Origin of the sequence: Streptomyces herbicida, assembly GCF_032656585.1 — a bacterium.
GTDB lineage: Bacteria > Actinomycetota > Actinomycetes > Streptomycetales > Streptomycetaceae > Streptomyces > Streptomyces herbicida.
Genome location: NZ_JAUYWJ010000002.1, coordinates 341467 through 360422, shown reverse-complemented (window position 1 = coordinate 360422; position 18956 = coordinate 341467). Strand labels below are relative to the sequence as shown.

At 70.0% G+C, this 18956-nt stretch carries 18 protein-coding genes and 1 pseudogene; 13 read left to right on the top strand and 6 right to left on the bottom strand.

Translation table 11 applies throughout. From position 1 onward, the window contains the following. Window positions 1-42 precede the first annotated feature (42 nt). The 3 genes from Q8A52_RS05390 to Q8A52_RS05380 all read left to right on the top strand — a co-directional run bounded on the left by Q8A52_RS05390 (window position 43) and on the right by Q8A52_RS05380 (window position 1255). Window positions 43-261, top strand: coding sequence for a hypothetical protein (locus tag Q8A52_RS05390; protein WP_316749381.1), 219 nt, complete (start codon window positions 43-45; stop codon window positions 259-261). Window positions 262-294: 33 nt separating this feature from the next. Then, on the top strand, window positions 295-726 hold the full coding sequence (locus Q8A52_RS05385; protein ID WP_316749380.1) for a DUF6233 domain-containing protein: 432 nt from the start codon (window positions 295-297) through the stop codon (window positions 724-726). Window positions 727-949: 223 nt separating this feature from the next. After that, window positions 950-1255, top strand: a complete 306-nt coding sequence (locus Q8A52_RS05380; protein ID WP_316749379.1) for a hypothetical protein — start codon at window positions 950-952, stop codon at window positions 1253-1255. Between the two features lie 69 nt (window positions 1256-1324). On the opposite strand, the gene Q8A52_RS05375 is transcribed toward Q8A52_RS05380, so the two are convergent. The 4 genes from Q8A52_RS05375 to Q8A52_RS05360 all read right to left on the bottom strand — a co-directional run bounded on the left by Q8A52_RS05375 (window position 1325) and on the right by Q8A52_RS05360 (window position 6319). Next, window positions 1325-2797, bottom strand: coding sequence for a sugar transferase (locus Q8A52_RS05375; RefSeq protein WP_408649174.1), 1473 nt, complete (start codon window positions 2795-2797; stop codon window positions 1325-1327). A 184-nt stretch (window positions 2798-2981) separates the two neighbouring features. Then, a complete protein-coding gene (locus Q8A52_RS05370; RefSeq protein ID WP_316749375.1) occupies window positions 2982-3815 on the bottom strand; it encodes a glutaminyl-peptide cyclotransferase in 834 nt (277 codons plus the stop codon). Then, window positions 3808-5685 (bottom strand): DUF4012 domain-containing protein, encoded by a 1878-nt coding sequence (locus tag Q8A52_RS05365; RefSeq protein ID WP_316749373.1) that lies wholly within the window; start codon window positions 5683-5685, stop codon window positions 3808-3810. The genes Q8A52_RS05370 and Q8A52_RS05365 overlap by 8 nt, the downstream gene beginning before the upstream one ends. A 10-nt stretch (window positions 5686-5695) precedes the next feature. Then, a complete protein-coding gene (locus Q8A52_RS05360) occupies window positions 5696-6319 on the bottom strand; it encodes a hypothetical protein (protein WP_316749371.1) in 624 nt (207 codons plus the stop codon). 499 nt (window positions 6320-6818) lie between these two features. On the opposite strand from Q8A52_RS05360, the gene Q8A52_RS05355 reads away from it, so the two are divergent. The 6 genes from Q8A52_RS05355 (at window position 6819) to Q8A52_RS05330 (ending at window position 11422) form a co-directional block, all read left to right on the top strand. Continuing rightward, entirely contained in the window at window positions 6819-8270 is a 1452-nt protein-coding gene (locus tag Q8A52_RS05355; protein ID WP_316749369.1) for a polysaccharide biosynthesis tyrosine autokinase, read from the top strand. 1 nt (window position 8271) lies between these two features. Continuing rightward, window positions 8272-8937 (top strand): arsenate reductase/protein-tyrosine-phosphatase family protein, encoded by a 666-nt coding sequence (locus Q8A52_RS05350; protein ID WP_316749368.1) that lies wholly within the window; start codon window positions 8272-8274, stop codon window positions 8935-8937. 293 nt (window positions 8938-9230) lie between these two features. Then, complete coding sequence (locus Q8A52_RS05345; protein WP_316749366.1) at window positions 9231-9785, top strand: sigma factor-like helix-turn-helix DNA-binding protein; 555 nt, start codon at window positions 9231-9233, stop codon at window positions 9783-9785. A 131-nt stretch (window positions 9786-9916) separates the two neighbouring features. Then, on the top strand, window positions 9917-10159 hold the full coding sequence (locus Q8A52_RS05340; protein WP_316749365.1) for a hypothetical protein: 243 nt from the start codon (window positions 9917-9919) through the stop codon (window positions 10157-10159). Beyond that, window positions 10152-10736, top strand: coding sequence for an RNA polymerase sigma factor (locus Q8A52_RS05335; protein ID WP_316749362.1), 585 nt, complete (start codon window positions 10152-10154; stop codon window positions 10734-10736). Before Q8A52_RS05340 ends, Q8A52_RS05335 begins: the two co-directional genes overlap by 8 nt. After that, entirely contained in the window at window positions 10733-11422 is a 690-nt protein-coding gene (locus Q8A52_RS05330) for a hypothetical protein (protein WP_316749360.1), read from the top strand. The genes Q8A52_RS05335 and Q8A52_RS05330 overlap by 4 nt, the downstream gene beginning before the upstream one ends. A gap of 249 nt (window positions 11423-11671) precedes the next feature. Here Q8A52_RS05330 and Q8A52_RS05325 read toward each other — a convergent pair whose 3' ends face one another. Together Q8A52_RS05325 and Q8A52_RS05320 are read right to left on the bottom strand one after the other, a co-directional pair. Beyond that, window positions 11672-12388 (bottom strand): PaaI family thioesterase, encoded by a 717-nt coding sequence (locus Q8A52_RS05325; protein WP_316749358.1) that lies wholly within the window; start codon window positions 12386-12388, stop codon window positions 11672-11674. A 424-nt stretch (window positions 12389-12812) separates the two neighbouring features. After that, window positions 12813-13106 carry a hypothetical protein gene (locus Q8A52_RS05320; RefSeq protein WP_316749356.1) on the bottom strand — a complete coding sequence of 98 codons (294 nt, stop codon included), beginning with the start codon at window positions 13104-13106 and terminating at the stop codon, window positions 12813-12815. A gap of 932 nt (window positions 13107-14038) precedes the next feature. On the opposite strand from Q8A52_RS05320, the gene Q8A52_RS05315 reads away from it, so the two are divergent. From Q8A52_RS05315 to Q8A52_RS05305, 4 genes and pseudogenes are all read left to right on the top strand, one after another. After that, window positions 14039-15679, top strand: coding sequence for a VCBS repeat-containing protein (locus Q8A52_RS05315; protein WP_316749354.1), 1641 nt, complete (start codon window positions 14039-14041; stop codon window positions 15677-15679). A gap of 30 nt (window positions 15680-15709) precedes the next feature. Further along, window positions 15710-16255 (top strand): hypothetical protein, encoded by a 546-nt coding sequence (locus Q8A52_RS05310; protein ID WP_316749352.1) that lies wholly within the window; start codon window positions 15710-15712, stop codon window positions 16253-16255. A 337-nt stretch (window positions 16256-16592) separates the two neighbouring features. Then, a pseudogene (locus Q8A52_RS48955) lies at window positions 16593-16679 on the top strand (SAM-dependent methyltransferase); the annotation flags it as partial. 131 nt (window positions 16680-16810) lie between these two features. Continuing rightward, complete coding sequence (locus Q8A52_RS05305; RefSeq protein ID WP_316749350.1) at window positions 16811-18814, top strand: YncE family protein; 2004 nt, start codon at window positions 16811-16813, stop codon at window positions 18812-18814. Window positions 18815-18956 lie beyond the last annotated feature (142 nt).

Sequence of the window (18956 nt, the reverse complement as noted above, 5' to 3'; positions counted from 1 at the left end):
CCATGATGGCGCAGGAAATCGAACACGTGCTTGAATTTGGCCATGCGACCTTTCCCCGACGACCTCGTCCAGGCGCAGCAGTCGTGGAGCGCCACTTACCGCCAACTCGCCGAGCGACCCGGCCGTACGGAGCTGCGCCGGCGCCTGTACCGGCTCTCGAGCGAGGTGCTCTTCCACCCGTACTGGCAGGAGCGGGGCCGGACCGCCACGGCGTGGTGGGAGTTGCGGAACCTGGGGCGGGGAGGAAGGAGCGGGAGGTGAGCGGCGGCACCCCTTGCGGTGACGGTGCGAGGCATGTCCGCGCTGCCACCTGACGCGCCGCGGCTCCGGGCGATCCTCGCGTACCTCCAGGAGCAGATCGCGCAGAGCGACACCGTCGGCACCTACCTGCGTCTGCAGCGGGACGCGGTACGGGAGGCACTGGCCCGCGCCGAGGGCCGGTCGGCGCCCGGGAGCCCACGGCCGACTGCGGCTGCACGGCGTCCCGCCGCGCTGCCCTCCTTCGCGCCGCACCGGGTCCGGCGGCGGTCGACGGGGTTCGTCGTCCAGCAGAAGCGCACCCCGGGCGGGCCCGAGCCTGCCGTGATCCACACGGACGACTGCACGATGATCGAGGGCACCCCGCACCCGATCGGAGATCACGAAGCCCGTGTCGCGCTCACGGACCCGAACATCGAGCCGTGCGCGTTCTGCCGCCCGGACACCGAGCTGGGGGTCCTGGACTAGAGCCCGCCGCCCATCTCTGCTGGGCGACGTGGTGTTGACCGTGCGGCCGGAGCCCGGGGCCGACGCGTTCGTTGATCCAAATCGGCTAGCCGCGGTCGTGTCGGATCAAGAAAAACCGCAGACGGGCGGGCCTTCACTATGCCAGTGATCATGCAGCGAGACGCTGTCTGTCTCCCCGTGAGAGGAAAAAGGGAGAATGCGTCGTGGCATTCCCCTGGCTGTGATGCTGTCCACCGTGGCAGTTCTGGCCTCCCCCACAACGGCATCCACCGAAGACGCCCCCGTGACGCTGGAAGTGACCGGCGGCGGCCTCGGCATCACGGTCCCGGCGGGACCGGTCGACCTCGGTTCGACCACCGTCAGCTCCAGCCCGCAGACGGTCAGCCATCAACTGGGCAACGTCAGCGTGACAGACCCGTCCCTGGCCTTCTACGGAGGGGCGGCGGGGCTGGTCCTGGCCGGCACGGTCCTGCCCGTCATGGTGCTGCGACGCCGGAGGAACGCCCGGGCAGGCCACCGGGAATCCTGAAACCGGCCCCCGGCCCAGTGACATGGTCGGGGGCCGGCTCGGCTCTCTGTTCTGTGGCTGCCCCGCTGTTCAGTAGGCCCCGGTGCCGGCCACGACGACGCGTACCGTACGGGCGAGCAGCGCGAGGTCCTCGGCCGGGGACCAGTTGTCCACGTATCTGAGGTCCAGGGCGACCGTCTCGTCCCAGGAGAGGTCGGAGCGGCCGCTGACCTGCCACAGACCGGTGAGGCCCGGCTTGACGGCCAGTCTGCGCAGCTCCACCTCGTCGTACCCGGCGACCTCGTCGGGCAGCGGCGGCCGTGGACCGACCAGGGACATGCGTCCCTGCACCACGTTGAACAGCTGGGGCAGTTCGTCCAGGGAGCAGCGGCGCAGCACCCGGCCGATGCGGGTGATCCGCGGATCGCGGCGGATCTTGAACATCCGGCCGTCCTGCTCGTTGACCCCGGTCAGCTGGTGCCGCAGCCGCTCCGCGTCGGCGACCATGGTGCGGAACTTGGCCATGGTGAACGGCTTTCCGTCGCGGCCGATGCGCGTCTGCCGGTGTACGACGGGGCCCGGCGAGTCCAGCCGTACGGCGAGGGCCACCGCCGCGAACAGCGGGGCGAGCAGCGTGATCAGCAGTGCCGCGCCGAGCCGGTCCGTCATGGACTTGAGCAGCATGGCGAGCCCGCGCCGCAGCGGCGGGGCCACGTTCAGCATCGTGAGCCCGGCCACCGAGTGGACGCCCACCCGGCGCCCGGCTACCTCGGTCAGGCCCGGTACGACCACGAGCGGGCGCTCCTCGCCGTGCAGGGCCCACGACAGCCGCCGCAGGCGCGGTCCGGACATGTGCGATCCCGGTACGACGACGACCACGTCCACGTCCAGCCGCCGGGCCGCCTCCAGTACCGGGGCGGTGTCGGCCGACGGGCGCTGCGGCGCCTGGCTGCTGAGGCGGGTGGCGACCGGGGCCAGTGCGTGCGGGTCCTCGTCGCCGACCGGGCACACCCCCACGACGACGAGCTCGTGGTCGGTCCGCCGCGCGAGGTGGCTCACCAGACCGTCGACGGCGTGCGCCTCCCCGATCACCAGGGCCCGGCGGACGGCCAGGCCGTCGCGGCGCCGGGCGACCAGATGACGGTGGATCAGCCTGTGCACCACCGCGCTCGTCGGCGCGCAGGGCACCAGGGCGGTAAGTGCGACGAGGAACGGGGACTCCTCGCCCGTCGCCGCCCGCACCACCGCGAGCAGGCCGACCAGTACCAGCCAGTCCTGCAGCGCGAGGCCGGCGCTGTTGCCCTCACCGAGACTGCGTTCGGCGTAGCGGTTCCGCGCGACGCGCACGAGCAGCCATGCGGCGGCCGCCACCGTCGCGTATGCCGGCGCATTGGCGCCGTCGACCAGTGCGAAGGCCAGGTACACCGGCAGGGCCGCGCCGGTCGCGTCGCCGATGACGGCGGCGGGCGCGTACCAGGCGGCCTTGCCGGTGCGGCGCCGGGTCGGCGGCTGCTCCCGGATGGCCTGTGTCTGCGCAGGTCTTGCCCCGGGCACGTGGGGCATCGTGTCCTCGAACAGCCACATTCTGCCTCCAAGTACATCAAAAAGGACTGTTCGAGTGTGTATGGCTGTGCAATGGGCAGCGGGGCACGACGCTGGGGTGCGGGCAACTCTCACCCGATGAGCAGAGTTCCATGCCGTTCGCATATGCCGGATGCCCGTGTTCGAGCACGCGGTCTCCCGTTCGTCAGGCCGGAATCAAGGCCACTTTGAACATTTTCGGCCAGAATTTTCCGGTGATCAGAAATTGATCCGTGCCGGGGACCGCCGCGATGCCGTTCAGTGCGGACCCCGGGACGAGTTCGTCGTCGCGCAGCAGCCCGGAGGCGTCGATGCGCGCCGTCACCGCTCCCGTGGCGGGATCGATGCGCACGATGCGGTCGGTGTAGAGCACGTTGGCGTACACGGCGCCGCCGACGCACTCCAGCTCGTTCAGCTCCGTCACCGGCCGGCCGTCCTCGGTCACGGTGACCTCGCCCGTCTTCGCGAGCGTGCCGGGGTCACGGAAGGTCAGCCGTGATGAGCCGTCGCTGGTCACCAGCCGGTGCCCGTCCCGCTGGAGACACATGCCCCAGCCGTCGTCCGGGTACGGGACGCGGCGCAGCTCCGCGAGCGTCTCGGCGTCGCGCTCGATAGCGGTCCGGTCCCGCCAGGTCAGCTGCCACAGGGTTGGGCCGAGCACGGTGATGCCCTCACCGAACAAGGGCGCGGGGAGTTGCACGCGGACCGTGGGCTCCTTGCCCGGAGGCCCTGCCCGTACCGAGGACCGGCCGGAGAGGCCGGTGCCCTCGTAGAGCGTGCCGTCGGCCATCTCGAGTCCCTGGGTGAAGGCCTGCGGGTCGTGCGGAAGGGTCTTGAGCACCTTGACCCGCAGCTGCTCGACCCGGTGCGTGGCGGTCTGCCGTCCCTGCCTGGAGCGGTCCGCCGGGTCGCCGGGTGCGCGGTCCGCAGGCGGGCGGGCCGCGAGCAGCAGCGCGGCCACGAGCACGGCCCCCGCCGCGCGGCGCGCACGCTCAGACACGGCAGGCGTCTCCCGGCTTGAGCGTGGTCCGCAGCGGCGTCACAAGGGACTGGCGCAGCAGCGTCGGTGTGCCGTCCGCGTGCGGCTCCTGCAGATGCAGCACCAGGGTGCGGCTGGAGCCGGCGGGCAGCTCCAAGTCCTTTGTGAACACGGAGTGTCCGCGTTCGACGGCCGGCGCCAGCAGCGCCCGGCGGCCGTCCAGGGTTGTGTCGATGAGAGTGGCTCCGACCCCGGCGTAGTACGACACCCGGAGGCGGTTGTCCCCCGGCCGGGTGCGGTAGGGAGGGTGGTCCGCCCTGATGGTCACGTAGTCGGGCAGGCCGGAGGCCGGCGCCCGGTTGGTCAGGGTCATGCGCACGGTGACCGCGCGCCCGCCACCGGAGCAGGCGCCCGCTTCCCAGGTCAGGCTCCGGTCGAGGTAGTAGTCCAGCTTGCCGCCGGCCGCGTTGTTCACCACCATTCCCGCGAAGGGGCCGGGGGTGTCCGGGAGCGCGCCCGAGTAGGGGCGCGACTCCAGGAGGCGCTGCTCCGCCGGGTGGGCGCTCCAGACCTTCAGCCGTCCGTCCCGCTGGACGTCGTTCACGGCGACGAGCAGTGCGGGCAGCCGGTGCGAGTCGTCGAGCGCCCCCATCAGCCGTGCGGCGGCGGCACGGGCGGCGTCGACGAAGAACGCCTTGCGCCGGGCGACGTCGTCATACTTCGCGTAGCTGGTCCGTTCGGTGAGGTCCACGACGTTGCCGGGGGTGAGCTCGGTGCCGTCGGCCATCCGGGCCGGGCCGGTGACCTGCAGGAGACGGCTCAGCGTGACCGGATCCACGGCGATCGCCCCGTCCACGCGCTCGCCGGTGTGCTTGCGCCATGCCGCAGCCCAGATGCGGGCCGCGTAGGGGAAGTGCGGGCTCATGTCGGAGTTGGGCCACGTATGGGCGGGGTCGCTGCCCGCGTAGCGGGTGTTGAACTCGGCTCCGAGGTCGATGTCCGGCTTTACCGTTTCCATCTCCGTGTTGTTGCCGAACCGCTCGAAGGACAGCCGGCCCCGGTCGGCCCGCAGCACGGCGAACGCGCCGGGAAGGCCCCCGGTGCCACGTGACTCGGCGAGGTTCTGGAACGCGAGGAAGTAACGCCGCTCGCCTTGCGTGCCGAGCATGGGCGGCAGGACACGTGCGGCCACGGAGGCGTCGGTCATCACCGGCGCGAGGTGGTCCAGCTGCTGCTGCAGCCCGGCACGGGCCCGGTCGGCCGCCGGCAGCCAGGTGGACCGGGGCAGACCGTGCACATCGGTGCGCACCTCGGCGACGACGCCGGCGGCCCGGGCGATCTCCTGCCTGTGCTCTTGCAGCCCCGCGAGAGCCTCGGACATGCCGCCGCCGCTTCCGTCCTGCGCGGACGGCGGCAGAACGTCGGTCAGTGCGGGCAGCACATCGCCGGCCAGCCGGTCCACGGCGTAGGCGGCGCCGCGCACGGTTCTCACCGGCCCCCCGAAAAAGGGCAACTCGGCGACGGAGTACCAGGCCGGTCCGGTGGTGAGACGATGCGCCCGAGCCGCGTGGTCGGCGGCCGAGCGCACTGCCTGTTCCGCTGCCCGGGCGGGCGCCGTGCCACTCGCGGAGCCCGCCGCCACCGAGTGCCGCAGCGCGTCGAGGTCCTGCTGGGCCGCGAGCAACTCCCGGCGGGCGAACAGCCCGGTGACACCGATCCAGACGGCGCCGGCCAGCGGGAGCAGCGCGGCGGCCAGCAGTGCCGTCCTGAGCAGGCGGCGGCGGTTTGATGAGGGTTCGCCGGGGGAGTCCTCCGCCCCGGGCATGCGGATGGCGTCCCGGCCGTGGCCGGGACGCCGTTGCACTTCAGTACGGATGTCCCGCTCCGTCATGAACTGCCCGTCATGAGTTGCGGCGACGGCGTACGGCCAGCGTGGTGCCACCGCCCGCCAGGAGCAGCGCCGCCGCGGTGCCGCCCAGGGTCAGGGCCTTCGCGTTGCCCGTCTCGGCGAGGCCTTCGCCGTTGTGCTGAGTCTGGTGCTCGTAGCTCGCCGGGTCGGCGGCTACGTCGCGTCCCTGGGATCCGTTGCTTCCGTCGTCAGTGCCGTTGCGTCCGCCGGGGTACTCGGGCTTTTCCGAGTGGGTGGGCCGGCTGGTGGGGCCGTGGGTCGGCTTCGGGGGCTTCGTCGGCTTCGGGGGCTTGGTCGGCTTCGGGGGCTTGGTGTGCGTCGGAGTCGGAGTCGGCGTCGGAGTCGGAGTCGGAGTCGGAGTCGGGCTGCCGACCCCGCCCCTGACGTAGATGGTGACGCCGATGCTCTGGTCAGGGTTGTCCCCGGTGAGCCGGAAGACGTGCCAGCCGTGCGGGGCGTTCGCCGGGACGGTCACCGTCCCGGCCACCGATCCGTCGGGCTCGGCCTGGAAATGGCCGAGGACGATCGGCGTCGATTCCAGCAGCACCGTGATGGTCTGGAAGGGAGTGAAGACTCCCGCGGGCGAGTCGAAACTCAGCAGTCCTCCGGGATCCACCGTCGTGGTGCTGACATTCAGGGGCGGGGGTGATCCCGGGTATGGCTGCGCATAGGCAGCCTGCGCACCAACCAGGGGTGCCGCGATGAGCATGGCAGCTGATGCCGCCGATGCCAGGGCCACCCTCCATCTGGGCGATGTCGTCAACTTCTTCACTCTCCTCGTCTCGACTTCAGTCCGGGCCGGGCTGCAGCGTGGTCGTGATCAAGATTTCGGGTACCAAGGATCTTGATACATGGAATAAGCGGGACATATCGACAGCTATTGGTACGGCGGCACCCAGAAGCCATCGGATGGTGGAGTGCTTGCCCACCGTTGGCCTACGTCGCCTCGTCGGGGGCGGGAGGCCTGCGCCACCGGTGTCGTTGGACGGTCCGACATAGGGGTGGCTCCCCCCGTTTGAGTGCTCTGTTCCCTATGTTCTGCTTTGCCCATAGGGAACAGGGCATTTCATTTCGGATGGATCCCTCGGTCCACGAGGGGTTATGAGGGGTGCAGCTTGGATCTCCACGGATTCCTTAAAGCTATTGCCAGACGCTGGCCGACCTTCCTGGTCTGTCTGGTTCTCGCGATCGGAGCGGCGCTCGCCGTGACGGGGTTGAGTACCCCCGTCTACGAGGCGCGGACCCAGCTCTTCGTCGCCACCCCCACCAGTGATGACACCGCCCAGCTGAACCAGGGACAGAACTTCTCGCAGGCGCGTGTGCAGTCGTACGCCTCGATCGTGACGACGCGTCAGGTGACGGTGCCCGTGGTGAAGAAGCTGAGGCTGCACACCACACCCGAGGAACTGGCGTCCCGGATCACCGCCGTCGCCCCGCTCAACACGGTGCTCATCGACATCACCGTCCGGGACACCGTGCCCAAGCGGGCGGCACGCATCGCCAACGCAGTGGCGGAGCGGTTCAGCGTGGTCGTCGAGCAGCTGGAGACGCCCAAGCGCATCGTCCAGCGGGCGAACGAGGCGCCGCCCGCCTCGGCCGTCTCGCCCGTTTCCCTGGGCGTCACCCAGGAGGCCGTCACCCCCACCGGCCCGGTCTCGCCCCGCCCGCTGCTGAACCTGGCCGCGGGCGCGCTCGGCGGGCTGCTGCTCGGTGCCGGCCTCGTCGCCCTGCGCGAGACCCTCGACACCACGCTCAAGACGAGCGAGGCGCTGGGCGAGTTCACCGCGCTCCCCGGTCTCGGCACCATCCCGTACGACAGGAACGCCCCCAGGCAGCCGCTCGTCAGCACCGACGGGCGCTCCAACCGCGCCGAGGCCTTCCGCAAGCTGCGTACCAACCTGCAGTTCTCCCAGGTCGACGACCCGCCGCGGATCATCGTGGTGACGAGTTCGCTGCCCGGCGAGGGCAAGACCAACACCGCGGTGAACCTCGCCCTCTCGCTCGCCGAGGCAGGCATTTCCACCTGCCTGGTCGATGCCGACCTGCGCCGCCCGTGCGTGGCCAGGACCTTCGGTCTCGTCCGGGACGCCGGTCTGACCACGGTGCTGATCGGGCAGGCCCGCGCCGAGGACGTGATGCAGCAGGTCGGCGGCCGGCTCTCGGTGCTCGCCAGCGGGGCCGTACCGCCGAACCCCACGGAGCTGCTCGCCTCGGCGCGCATGAAAGAGGTGCTGCGCGAGCTGGCGGACACCTACGACGCCGTGATCGTCGACACCGCGCCGCTGCTGCCGGTCGCCGACACCGCCGGACTCGCCTCGCTCGCCGAGGGAGCGCTGCTCGTCGTCCGCGCCGCGAAGACCAGCCGGGACCAGGTCCGTTCCGCCGCGGAATCGCTGGACCGCCTGGGCGTCCGTGTCCTCGGCACCGTCTTCAACATGGCTCCGGTCCCCAGGGGCGACCGCTACGGCGCCTACGGGCCGTACGGCGAGCTGCCCGCTCCCCGTGTGTCGGCTCGCCAGGAGGAGTCCACGGCGCCCGCGGCCACGCATCTCGCGGGCGAAGGATGACATGACCCGGGTCCTGTTCGTCTGCACGGGCAACGTCCACCGCTCGGTGCTCGCCGAGCGGCTGCTGGCCGCGAAGCTTCCGCCCGGCTCGGCCGTACGGCCCGAGAGCGCCGGCACGGAGGCCTGGCCCCGGCCCGGCATGGACAGCTCCACCAGGGCGGTGCTGGAGAAGCTGGGCGGCGACGGGTCCGGCTTCGAGGCCCGCCCGCTCACCGCGCAGCTCGTCGCGGGAGCGACGCTGGTCCTCGGACTCGCGGGGGAACACCGGGAGGCGGCCGTGCGGCTCGCGCCGGCGGCGCTGCGGCGCTGCTTCACCCTGAAGGAGTTCGTGCGGCTTGCCGTTGGGGGAGTCGGCGAAGTGCGGGACGGCGAAGACTCACGGGTCGGGGACGCTTCCGAAGTCGGGGACGCTATCGAAGTCGTGGACGCCACCGAAGTCGGGGACGCTTCCGAAGTCGGGGACGCCACCGAAGTCGGGGACGCTGCCGACGTCGTTGTCGCGGCCGTGGCGGGCCGCCGGGGCACCGCCGCCCCGGTCCCGCCGGCCGAGGACGACATCGCGGACCCGTGGGGAAGGCCTCACCCTGTGCTGTACGAGTGCGCGCGCGAGATCGACGGTGCGGTGAGCACGCTCGCGCAGCTGCTCGGCGGCGGGACGGGCATCTGAACCGCGGGTCACCGAGGCCCCGCCGGGGCCCTCGAACCCGGCGGCGCCTCCTGCGACAAAGAGGAGTCCGACCACCATGCGGATCACCTTTGGGATCGCGGGAGTCCTCTTCCTGGCGACCGGCCTGCACTTCCTGATGCACTGACCGCAGCCGCAGGCGAGCCGCCCGCGTGCGCCACGATGCTGCGCGCCTGGAAGGCCCGTGACCGGTACGACGGCACCCGCGCGTCGGCTGTACCGGATCGCCCACCAACGCCTGCCTGACGGCGCTGGAGGGGCGGGCACGGCGGCCGTTGCCGTCCGGCCTCGGCGCGCCGAGCGAGGACCCCGGGGCGCCGCTCACTCCGGCCCTCGACATCCCCTGGCTGCAGCCGTTCCCCGACGCGCGGTTCGACGCGGAGGCGCGGACCGACATGCGGCTCGCGCTGGTGGCGGCGATCCAGGTCCTGCCGCCGCGGCAGCGAGCCGTGCTGGTGCTCCGCGAGGTACTGGAGTTCACCGCCGCCGAGGTCGCGGAGCAGCTCGGAACCACGGCCGCGGCCGTCAACAGCGCGTTGCAGCGGGCCCGTGCCGCCCTCGCCGGCGGGGGTGGCATGGACCAGGCGGTGCTTCAGCGGTATGTGCGGGCCTTCGAGGCGGCCGACGTCCCCGCGCTCGTGCGGCTGCTCACGGACGAGGCGATCCTGGAGATGCCGCCGGTGCCGCTGTGGTACCGGGGCAGCCGCGACTACGGCCTGTTCATGGAACGCGTGTTCCGGATGCGAGGGACGGGCTGGGCCATGACGCCCCTGACCGCCAGCGGGCAGCCCGCGCTCGCCGCGTACGCACCGGAACCTTGGGCGAGATAGCGGTGTGACTCCGCGCACACTTTGAGGTTACGGCTCAGTAAGGCGTCACGGTTGGCAGCCTTGGTCGCACTACTCATCGTCAGAAGCCGCTGGCACCACACGAGTTGGGTGCCCAAGCGAAGGGGTCGGCCATGAACGGCATACCCGTGACGTCGCTGATCGCAGGACTGATCGCCTGCGGCGGACGCGCGCTGTATGTGTGGTTGCGCGGACGGGCCGCAATCCAGATCGCACAGCTGAACGATCACGGTCTCACCCGCCGCGTGCAGTCGCTTCCTCCGGGCAGCCGCTTGGTCGAGCACCACGCAGACCGCGGCGAGGTAGTGATCGAGGTGGGCCGTCCGGTCGGCAAACGCGGCGGTGGTGATGACTGACTCGAACCCGCCGCTGAGGCCATGGCCGGCGCGTGCACGGCAGGATCAGCTCATCGGCACCCTGCACCGCCCGCATCCTCCGGCCGACTCGGGCACCCGGACGGAGTTCGCCGGCTTCTATGCGAAGGCGATGCCGGGTTTGGTGGTCTTCGTCCTGCGGCACGGTGCCGACATCCATGAAGCCACCGAGGCGGCGCAGGCTGCCTTCGTCCAGGCCTGGGAGCGGTGGGAGACCATCGACCACCCTCATGCCTGGCTGCGGACGGTGGCCTATCGCCACCTCCTGAGGGCACGCGACTGCCGTGAAGGCCCCGTGCAGGATCTGCCGGAGCCTCCCGGCGGGGTGTGCCCGGTCGAACGGATCGAGGTCGGTGCTCAGGAAACGCTCGTCCTGAAGGTGCTGGCCAAACTGCCGATGCAGCAACGACGAGTCTTCGCCTGGATCTACGACGGGTTCTCCACGCAGGAGACCGCTGAACTGTTGCACACGACCCCAGAGGCCGTCAGGCAGAACCTGGCGCGAGCCCGCAAGAGCCTCAAGCAGGCCTGGGAAACGATGAAGGAGGCCCACCAGTGAGCGAGGCGGCACCCCGCCCGGAGACCAACGCCGACGACGAGGCTGCGTTCGATGACTGGCTCGCCGCCTCAGACACCGCCCTGCACGAAAAGGTGGCAACCGCTCTCGATCTCGACACGGGCCGCGCCCACATCTTCGCGGCATCTCTCACCGCCGAGACAGCGTCGACGGTTGATGCGGAGGAGCCGGAGGAATGGGCTCACCTCGAAGCCGTCCTGCGGGAAGCCGCCGACAGCATCGCTCACTGGCTTGCGCTGTCGGCCCCCCACACCCTGTCCCAGCAGCTCAGCAAGGCCCTGTCCACTACGCGCACCATGGTCGTCGTGGGCAGAGCGCTGTTGCCGGACAGCTTGAGCGCCCCCTGGGGGCTCGCCGCGGACTTCCTCACGGAAAGTCACCTGCACCTCACCCAACTCAGGGGCGGAATCCTGCATCGCACCCTGGACCGACAGGAAGCCCTGGGCCTGCACACCGGCGCTCGCAGCGGTATCGCGACCTTCCAGGCGGCGCTTGAGCACACCCTGCAGACGACCGCACCCGGGTCCAAGGCTCACTTGGTCATGAACCGGCTCCTGTCCACCGGCGAAATGCTGCTGCTCCTGTTGCGGTGGACCCGGGAGAGCATCGATCACCTTTTCGACGACATGGACCGACACTCGCAAGTCCCATCGGCCAACCACCGATGATGAGGCCGAGCCGGGCTTCGTTGGTGCCTCGCAGTCGATTCGGTGTCGCCGAGTTCGACGAGACGGTCGGTCCAACCGCGGCATCGGCGCCGAGGTATGCGCACCGCTCCGTGAAGCGGCCGCGGCCCGACCCGGTGACCACGAGGCATGACGCCCTGGTGCCCACGCGCGGGGTCCGGCCGAGTCGGCCGGACCCCGCGCGTCGGCTGAGCTGCCTTCCGGGAGCCCGTTGGCTGGCGCCGGGAAGTGCTATCGGGGGTCCACCCACAGCGCCGAGGCGAACGCGCACAGGTCGCCTCCCGCCGTGGCCAGGGCAACACCCACCCGGTGCTTGCGCCCTTCCTCCGAGAGGACCCACGCATACGAGATCAGCGGCGAGGAAACCGGCACAGGCCGGAGCAGCCGTGCCGTGAGCGAGGCGGTCACCGCCCCCTCCCGCAACCCTCCCAGCAGCTGGCCCGCCGCGTTCCCGGGGCAGTCGAGCGCCCCCCACACCAGCTCCGCCGGCAGCATCCCCTCCGTGTCGGCGAGCGCGGGCCCGGGCGTCCACGCGGCGGCCACCAGATCCCGTTCCGGCACGACCCCGCAGTGCTGGCGCAGCCCGGTGTCGGGCGTGCGTCCGGGTCCACACCCGAAGCAGTCCACGGCGCCCTCCGGCGGAGCCGCGCGGTACGCCTCGGCCGCCGCCGACGCCTCGTCCCAGGAGGGCGGTGCCGGGACTTCGATGTCCAACTCGTCGGGCGTGGCCACCGCGAGCACCCCGTCCGCACCGGTCAGTACGGCCCCGCCGTCGGCGGTCTCCGTGAGCCCCACCGGTACTTCCACCGGGGTCGGCCGTCGGAAGTCCACCCGTACGGTCTTGGCCGCCGCCCGCCCGGCCAGCACACCCGCTATGTATCCACCGAACGCCACCCCGGGATACCCCCGCAGACGGCCGGGCACCGTGATCGTCTCGATGTCGGTCATGGTGCCCACTTCACCACACCCTCGTCCCGGCGGCCGGAGGGCGGAGCACCTGGGGCGGCTGGACGACGACGGCGTGGTGATCGCACCTGATGTCGTCGAATCCGGCAACATCTCCGCCGCCTCGGTCCTGCTGCTCGCCTTCCGAACCGAGACGGACATACGCCGAAGGGCGTCCGTGGTCGTTGATGTCAGCGTTGGATGTCAGCGTCGGATGTCGGCGTCGGAAGTCAGCGAAACAGCGCCGGCACCGGACAGACCTCCAGTGGTTCTTCGGGCCGGTCTGCCCAGCGCCACCAGACATGCCCACCGGCACACCTCCACAACGTCCGGCAGGTTCGCCGACCGTCGTCCTCCCGCCTGGAGAGCACGAAGCCGCCGGATCTCATGGGCCGGCCGCACTCGGGACAGGCAGGGGCGTCGCTGGTCATGAGGGTCCTATGACACCCATCGCACCGAGTACGAGACACCCCGTACCGAAGAGGAAGAAGCCGCCCAGGCCGATCAGGACGGCGCCCAGCCTGACGACGCCGGCACTCCTGCCTTCTTGCGTTATCAGCAAGCCCGAGATCTTTTGCCCGAGATCGAGGTAGGCAGGCAGCCGTCCGTTCCGCCGGAGCATCCGTCCGATGCTGATGAGCGTTATGCCAAAAACCAGGGTGAGCATGCTTGTCTGACCCTGGTAGGCCGGGTCGTAGGCGTGCGAAACCGCGATGATCACTGAAGTCCCCCCAAGGCGCCTGGCAGAGCCACTGCCCGGCGGAAAGAAGCACCCATCCTGCCTGATGTCCGGTCCTGGTCGGAAACCCTTGTGCCTGAGGGCCTTTGACCCGGGTCTCGTTGGCGGTTGCTGCTCGCCCGTTGCCGTTGAACGCCCTCGGACGCCCTCGCACGGTCCAGGGGCGGGCGGTCCAGGGGCGGACGGCCCGGGGTTGGTCAGTGCGGGACCCGCGCTCCGCCGCAGTCCAATGGCCTTGCCACCTTCGGCGAGATACGCACATAAGAGGTAGGTTTGAATCAAGATCGGCAGTGATCTGCCGAAGGCATGCATGCCGGGCCGGAGCACGGGGAGTCCGACCAACTCGCCCGTCCGGCCACGGCTCGCGGAACGGGGGACTCATGACCAGGTACCAGCGCGTGCCCGCATCAAGCTCTCCCTGAAGCAACGGCTGGAACCGCGCAGTCGTCGCGACCGCCACCGCCACCGCATGAAGCGGCTGCCGCTGCCGCGCGCCCAGGTACCACCGTGCCCGCGGTCGGGCTTGCCAGTGTCGGGTCCGGCGTGTCGAGCCCGCCGTGTGTCGAGCCGACTGGGCCGCCCGTAAGGGACCGCCAGCATGCCAAGAGCTCCATACATGTTGAGGAAACATGCGCATAACTCGAATACAGAAGCTACTGATGGCAGCCGGTGCGCTGGTACTGGCAACTGCCACGCCCGCCATCGCCGACACCCCTCCTCCGACTGCACCCTCCACCGGCCCAGCACCCTCCACACCGTCGGATCCCTCCGCACCCTCCACGTCGGCAACACCTGCACCCGCTGCACCCTCTGCTACACGCTCTAAGCCCGCACCCTCCGCCGACGAGGACGATGCGGTCGAAGACGGGCAGTGGACGAGCCAAGCGGCCGAGAAGTTCTGGACATCCGAACGGATGGCCGCGGCCACACCGGACGCTCCTCGCCCCGAGGCGCCCGCCGACTGGAAGCCCGCCGCTCGCCGGACGGCCGCGGCAGCCCCCAAGGACGGCTACTACTTCGGCGGCGTCCCCACCGTCGGCACCTTCTTCCACTACACACGGAACCCCGCCACCGACAAACTGGAAGGGCGTTTCTGCTCGGCCAGTGTCATCGACAGCCCGCAGGGCAACGTCATCCTGACCGCCGCACACTGCTCGGGCGGCAGCAAGGGCATGTTCGTGCCCCGCTACGACGGCGCGGCGACGAACCCCGCACCCTACGGCCGGTTCCCGGTGCAGAAATGGATCCGCGACTCCCGCTGGTACAAGGTGGGTGACAAGCCCACCCGTGACGCTTACTCAGACCTGGACTACGCCTTTGCCCGGGTAGGCACCAACAGCAGCAACCAGAGCCTGCAGAAGGCTGTCGGCGCCGCTCTCAAGCTCGGGCAGGTGAACGGTGACTACAGCCGGACCGTGACCGTGGTCGGCTACCCGGGAAGCCACAACCCGAAGAACCGGCCGATCATCTGCCCCCGCGTCACAACCCGGCAGCTTCCCGGCTACCGGCAGATGCGCATGGAGTGCGGCGGCTTCTACGGAGGCACCTCCGGAAGCCCCTGGATCACCGGCCTGAACACCACGACCGGCAGCGGAACCGTGATCGGCAACCTCGGCGGCTACTACGGCGGCGGCCTGGAGAACGACAGCGACCGCATCTCCTTCGCCGTCACCTACGACAAGCGTGCCCTGGAGATCTACGCCGCCGCGAAGAACAACACCGAACCGCAGAAATACCCGCGCGGCTACAGCATGTACCCCACCGGCGGCGGCTTGTGGACCAAGGCCAAGAAGTTGGCCTCCGGTGATTACAACGGCGACGGCAAGACCGACATGATCGTGGTCTGGGGGGACGGCGAGGTCACCCTCTACGCCGGTGACGGCAAGGGCGGCTTCTCCGGCGAGAAGAGGATCACGAAGTCGGACACCTGGAAGGACGCCAAGGTCATCGCGGGCGGCGACTTCACCGGCAGCGACTCCTCCGACCTCGTCGTGGTCTGGGTGGACGGTGAAGTCACCCTCTACACGGGCGACGGCAGGGGTGGATTCGCCAAGGAGACGCAGCTCCAGAAGCCCAACGACACCTGGCGGAACGCCACCCAGATCACGGCCGGACGCTACAGCGACAACAAGTGGACCGACGACCTCATGGTCCGCTGGGTCGACGGGGAACTCTCCCTCTACACCGACGTCGACGGCCGGGGCCTCCTCCACGAGCACAAGCTCAAGGACCCCAACGACACCTGGGAGCACGCCACGATCCTCACCGCCGGCAACTTCAGCGGCGGTTCCCACTGGGACGTCATAGTGCGCTGGTCGGACGGCGAGCTCTCGCTCTACCGCGACGCGGGCCCCTCCAGTGTGGGAACGGAAGTGCGGATGCTGTCCTCTAACCAGCTGTGGACCCGCGCCTCCGTCATGACCGCGGGCGCCTACACGCAGGGCGAGCCCGACGACCTGCTGGTGCGGTGGTCGGACGGTGAGACCTCCCTCTACACCGACACCTCTACCACCCTCGGCCGTGAACACATGCTCGTGCCGCCCAAGGCCGGCTGACCCCCCTCTCAGGAAGGCGAGATACGCGCGATGTACCTGCGCACTGCGGCGACCGCTCTCACCGCGACCATCATCGGCCTCACGGGCACTCAATCAGCCTCGGCGGCGGACGGTCCGGGCCTGAGCATCAGCATCCGCGAAAACGACGGCGACAGCACCGCAGACGGCCCCCTTCAGCAGGGTGCGCCCGTCGTGGTCACCTCCGACGTCGACCTGACCTCCCTGGCCGCGGACGGCAACGGCAGCTTCACCGTGAAGTCTCCGGCGTTCACCAAGGACGTGACCATGGAGATGCGGAAGAACAGTTTCGGGGAGGGCTACGGCACCATCAGCTGCGACATCCGGCCGGGAAGCTACCCGGTCGACATAGGCGGGCAGCACGAGAAGTCCGCGGCGATCGGCAACCGGGGTCACTTGACCATCACGGTCAAGGACGACAACGACCAGTACTGCGAGCAGGCCGCCGGTTTCTCCAGCCGCACCGGCACCGTTGCCGCAGTCGTCGGCGGCGGCGCGATAGTCCTCGCCGCGGCCGGCTACATCGCCGTGCGCCGCCGGAGGACCAGGAACACCTGACCCCGGCAGTACCGGGGGCCGCCGGCACTGCACGGCGGCCCCCGTCACAGGACCGACCACCGCGCCCCGCCCTCACCTCCCGGCCGACCTGAACGCCTGAACTCGCCCGGGATCACCGGGCACCGGTTTCGAGCTGGGCCGGACTGCGGCCGGCGAGGTGTTTCCAACGGCCTGGATCTTTCGGCTGCCGGCACCCTTCCCTCTCACCAAGGCACGCGAGTGGCGCCTGATCTACTGAAGCTCTGCGGTCGGAGCCCGAGGCACTCTCCTGCCATACTGCTGGGCGCTGCTGTAATTCAGCAGCCGTTGAGTGCCGTCCCTGGACATCGTCGGCCGCATGTCTGACGAGTGCTTCGGACACCCACGGCTGGCCGCGATCCACGACCCGCTCGACCCCGATCGCAGCGATCCGAGTGCGCGCCTGCCAGCCCGGCCACTGGGCGGCATCCCGTGGGACCTGCAGAAACTTGCGCGGGTGTGCCGTGCAACCCTGAAGGGGCTCCAGAGGTCTTGTGGGCATCTTGTCTTCCTAGTGGGGGGTGCATCACTGTGCGTGTGCGCAGCATTTCGGCCGCAACAGCGCTCGCGGTCACTCTCAGTTCTGTCGCCCTGATCGGGTCGGCGGCGGGCGCTGCCGTCGCCGACAGCAGCGCCGCGCTGCCCATCACGTCCAGCGGCGACATCGTCGTGGACGGCGTTCACCGGCGGGTCTTCATCAGTGACCCGTCGGGAGGCAAGGTCGTTGCCACCGACTACAACGGCACCGTCATCGGGACGATCACCTCGCTGCCGCAGGCTGACGGCCTGGAGCTTTCCGCCGACTCGGCAACGGTCTACGTCGCCGTGCCGGGAACTGACGAGATCGTGGCCATCGACACGGCGACGGTCACCGAGGCTGGGCGGTACGCGACGGGTGACGGCACAGATCCGCAGCACCTGGCGCTCGCGGGCGGCAAGCTCTGGTTCGGCTATGGCAGCGTCGGTCACGGCAACATCGGCTCTCTCGACCTGTCCGGCGGGCAGGCGCAGGTTTCGCTCGCCCAGGAGGCCGAGGGGACGTGGAAGGATGCTCCCCTGCTGGACTCGGTACCCGGCGCTCCCGACACCCTGGCGGCCGGCTCGCGCCAGTACTACTTCACCCTCGGCATCTATGACGTGTCGTCCGGCACGGCCGGCCGGACCGCGTTCCTCGGCGGGCAGGACGCCGCCATCGGCAACACCGCGGAGGACCTGGCGCTCACCCCGGACGGCACAGAGCTCGTGGTGGCCACCACGGCAGGCGACTTCCAGCAGGTCTTCCGGACCTCGGACCTGTCGGAGACCATCAGGTATCCGAGCGGCTACTGGCAACAACGGTCGGTGGATGTCGCGCCGGACGGCCTCGTCGCGGTGGGCACCGACACTTACGCCTCCTTCCTCCCCCATGTGTCCATCTACAAGCCGGGTAGCACGGCCCCGAGGCGGACCGCCAATTTCACCGACGAAACGGGTGGAGTCGCCCAAGAGGCCCTGCTCGACCACGGCGACCTCGCTTTCGCACCCGACAGCAGTCGGCTCTTCGCGGTCACACACGGTCTCTCCAGCAGGTACAGCCTGCGCGTCGTCACCGACCCCGGCAAGGCCGTCACCACCGTCACGGCGAACGCCCCGGCGACCGCCGACCGTGCCAAGTCGCTGACCGTCTCCGGCAAGGTCACGAACACGCTCGGGCTGCCCGCGGGGACCACCGTCGCGGTGACCCGGACGGACCTGGAGTCCCCGAACGGCAAGGCGCTCCCGGCCGCGACGGTGAAGGCGGACGGGACCTTCTCCTTCACCGACATCCCGCCCGCGGGCGGCAAGGTCACGTACAAGGTCTCGTATGCCGGCGGCGCCGATCGCACGGCTGCCTCCGCCTCGGACACGGTCGAGGTCTCCCGGAACTCCCCGACCCTGACCGTGAACAAGAACGGCGCGGTCTACGACTACGCCAGCAACGTGACGTTCACCGCCCACCTCGGCACGACGTACAAGAACCGGACGCTCTCGCTCTACGCGGACACCGCGGGCGACGGCAAGGGCAAGTACCTGGTCAAGACCGGCACGGTCAACAGCGCGGGCAACCTGTCGGTCACCTTGCCTCTGAAGCGCGACACCACGGTGAGCGCGTCCTTCTCCGGCGACGCGCGGACCGCCCCGAAGACGGCCACGAGCTGGGTGGGCGCGAAGGTCAAGGTGTCGCTGAGCCTGAGCCGTTACTACAAGACGGCCACGGTCAACGGGTACACCAAGTACTACTTCCGGAAGACGACCAATCCGCTTCTCACGACCACGATGACGGCCTACCCCGGCCGCTCGCAGAGGCTGGAGTTCCAGATCTACTCCGCCGGCGCCTGGCGGTCGGCGGGGTACGAGTACTTCAAGCTTGACTCCACGGGCAAGTCGGTGGTGGAACTGGGCGGCACGCACCAGACCGGCTACTCGATGCGCGTGCGGTCGTCCTACATCAACAACTCCTCGAACGACACCGTGAACTCGACCACGCACGGCTCCTGGAAGTACTTCACCTTCACCAGCTGAGGCACCCCAAAGCCCGGCGCATCCGATGACGCGCCGGGCCTTGGGATACATCTTCCTCAGGGGATGCGATAGAGCCGAGTGTCACGCTCAAGGACACGATGGCGCGCGTCGGCCACTCCTCGGAGCGGGCCACGCTGAATCC

Bases quoted from the DNA above. Each gene is read 5' to 3' on its own strand.
- Q8A52_RS05390 (WP_316749381.1), top strand. From the start codon at position 43: ATGCGACCTTTCCCCGACGACCTCGTCCAGGCGCAGCAGTCGTGGAGC.
- Q8A52_RS05385 (WP_316749380.1), top strand. From the start codon at position 295: ATGTCCGCGCTGCCACCTGACGCGCCGCGGCTCCGGGCGATCCTCGCG.
- Q8A52_RS05380 (WP_316749379.1), top strand. From the start codon at position 950: ATGCTGTCCACCGTGGCAGTTCTGGCCTCCCCCACAACGGCATCCACC.
- Q8A52_RS05375 (WP_408649174.1), bottom strand. From the start codon at position 2,797: ATGCCCCACGTGCCCGGGGCAAGACCTGCGCAGACACAGGCCATCCGG.
- Q8A52_RS05365 (WP_316749373.1), bottom strand. From the start codon at position 5,685: ATGACGGAGCGGGACATCCGTACTGAAGTGCAACGGCGTCCCGGCCAC.
- Q8A52_RS05350 (WP_316749368.1), top strand. From the start codon at position 8,272: ATGACCCGGGTCCTGTTCGTCTGCACGGGCAACGTCCACCGCTCGGTG.
- Q8A52_RS05340 (WP_316749365.1), top strand. From the start codon at position 9,917: ATGAACGGCATACCCGTGACGTCGCTGATCGCAGGACTGATCGCCTGC.
- Q8A52_RS05335 (WP_316749362.1), top strand. From the start codon at position 10,152: ATGACTGACTCGAACCCGCCGCTGAGGCCATGGCCGGCGCGTGCACGG.
- Q8A52_RS05325 (WP_316749358.1), bottom strand. From the start codon at position 12,388: ATGACCGACATCGAGACGATCACGGTGCCCGGCCGTCTGCGGGGGTAT.
- Q8A52_RS05315 (WP_316749354.1), top strand. From the start codon at position 14,039: ATGGCCGCGGCCACACCGGACGCTCCTCGCCCCGAGGCGCCCGCCGAC.
- Q8A52_RS05310 (WP_316749352.1), top strand. From the start codon at position 15,710: ATGTACCTGCGCACTGCGGCGACCGCTCTCACCGCGACCATCATCGGC.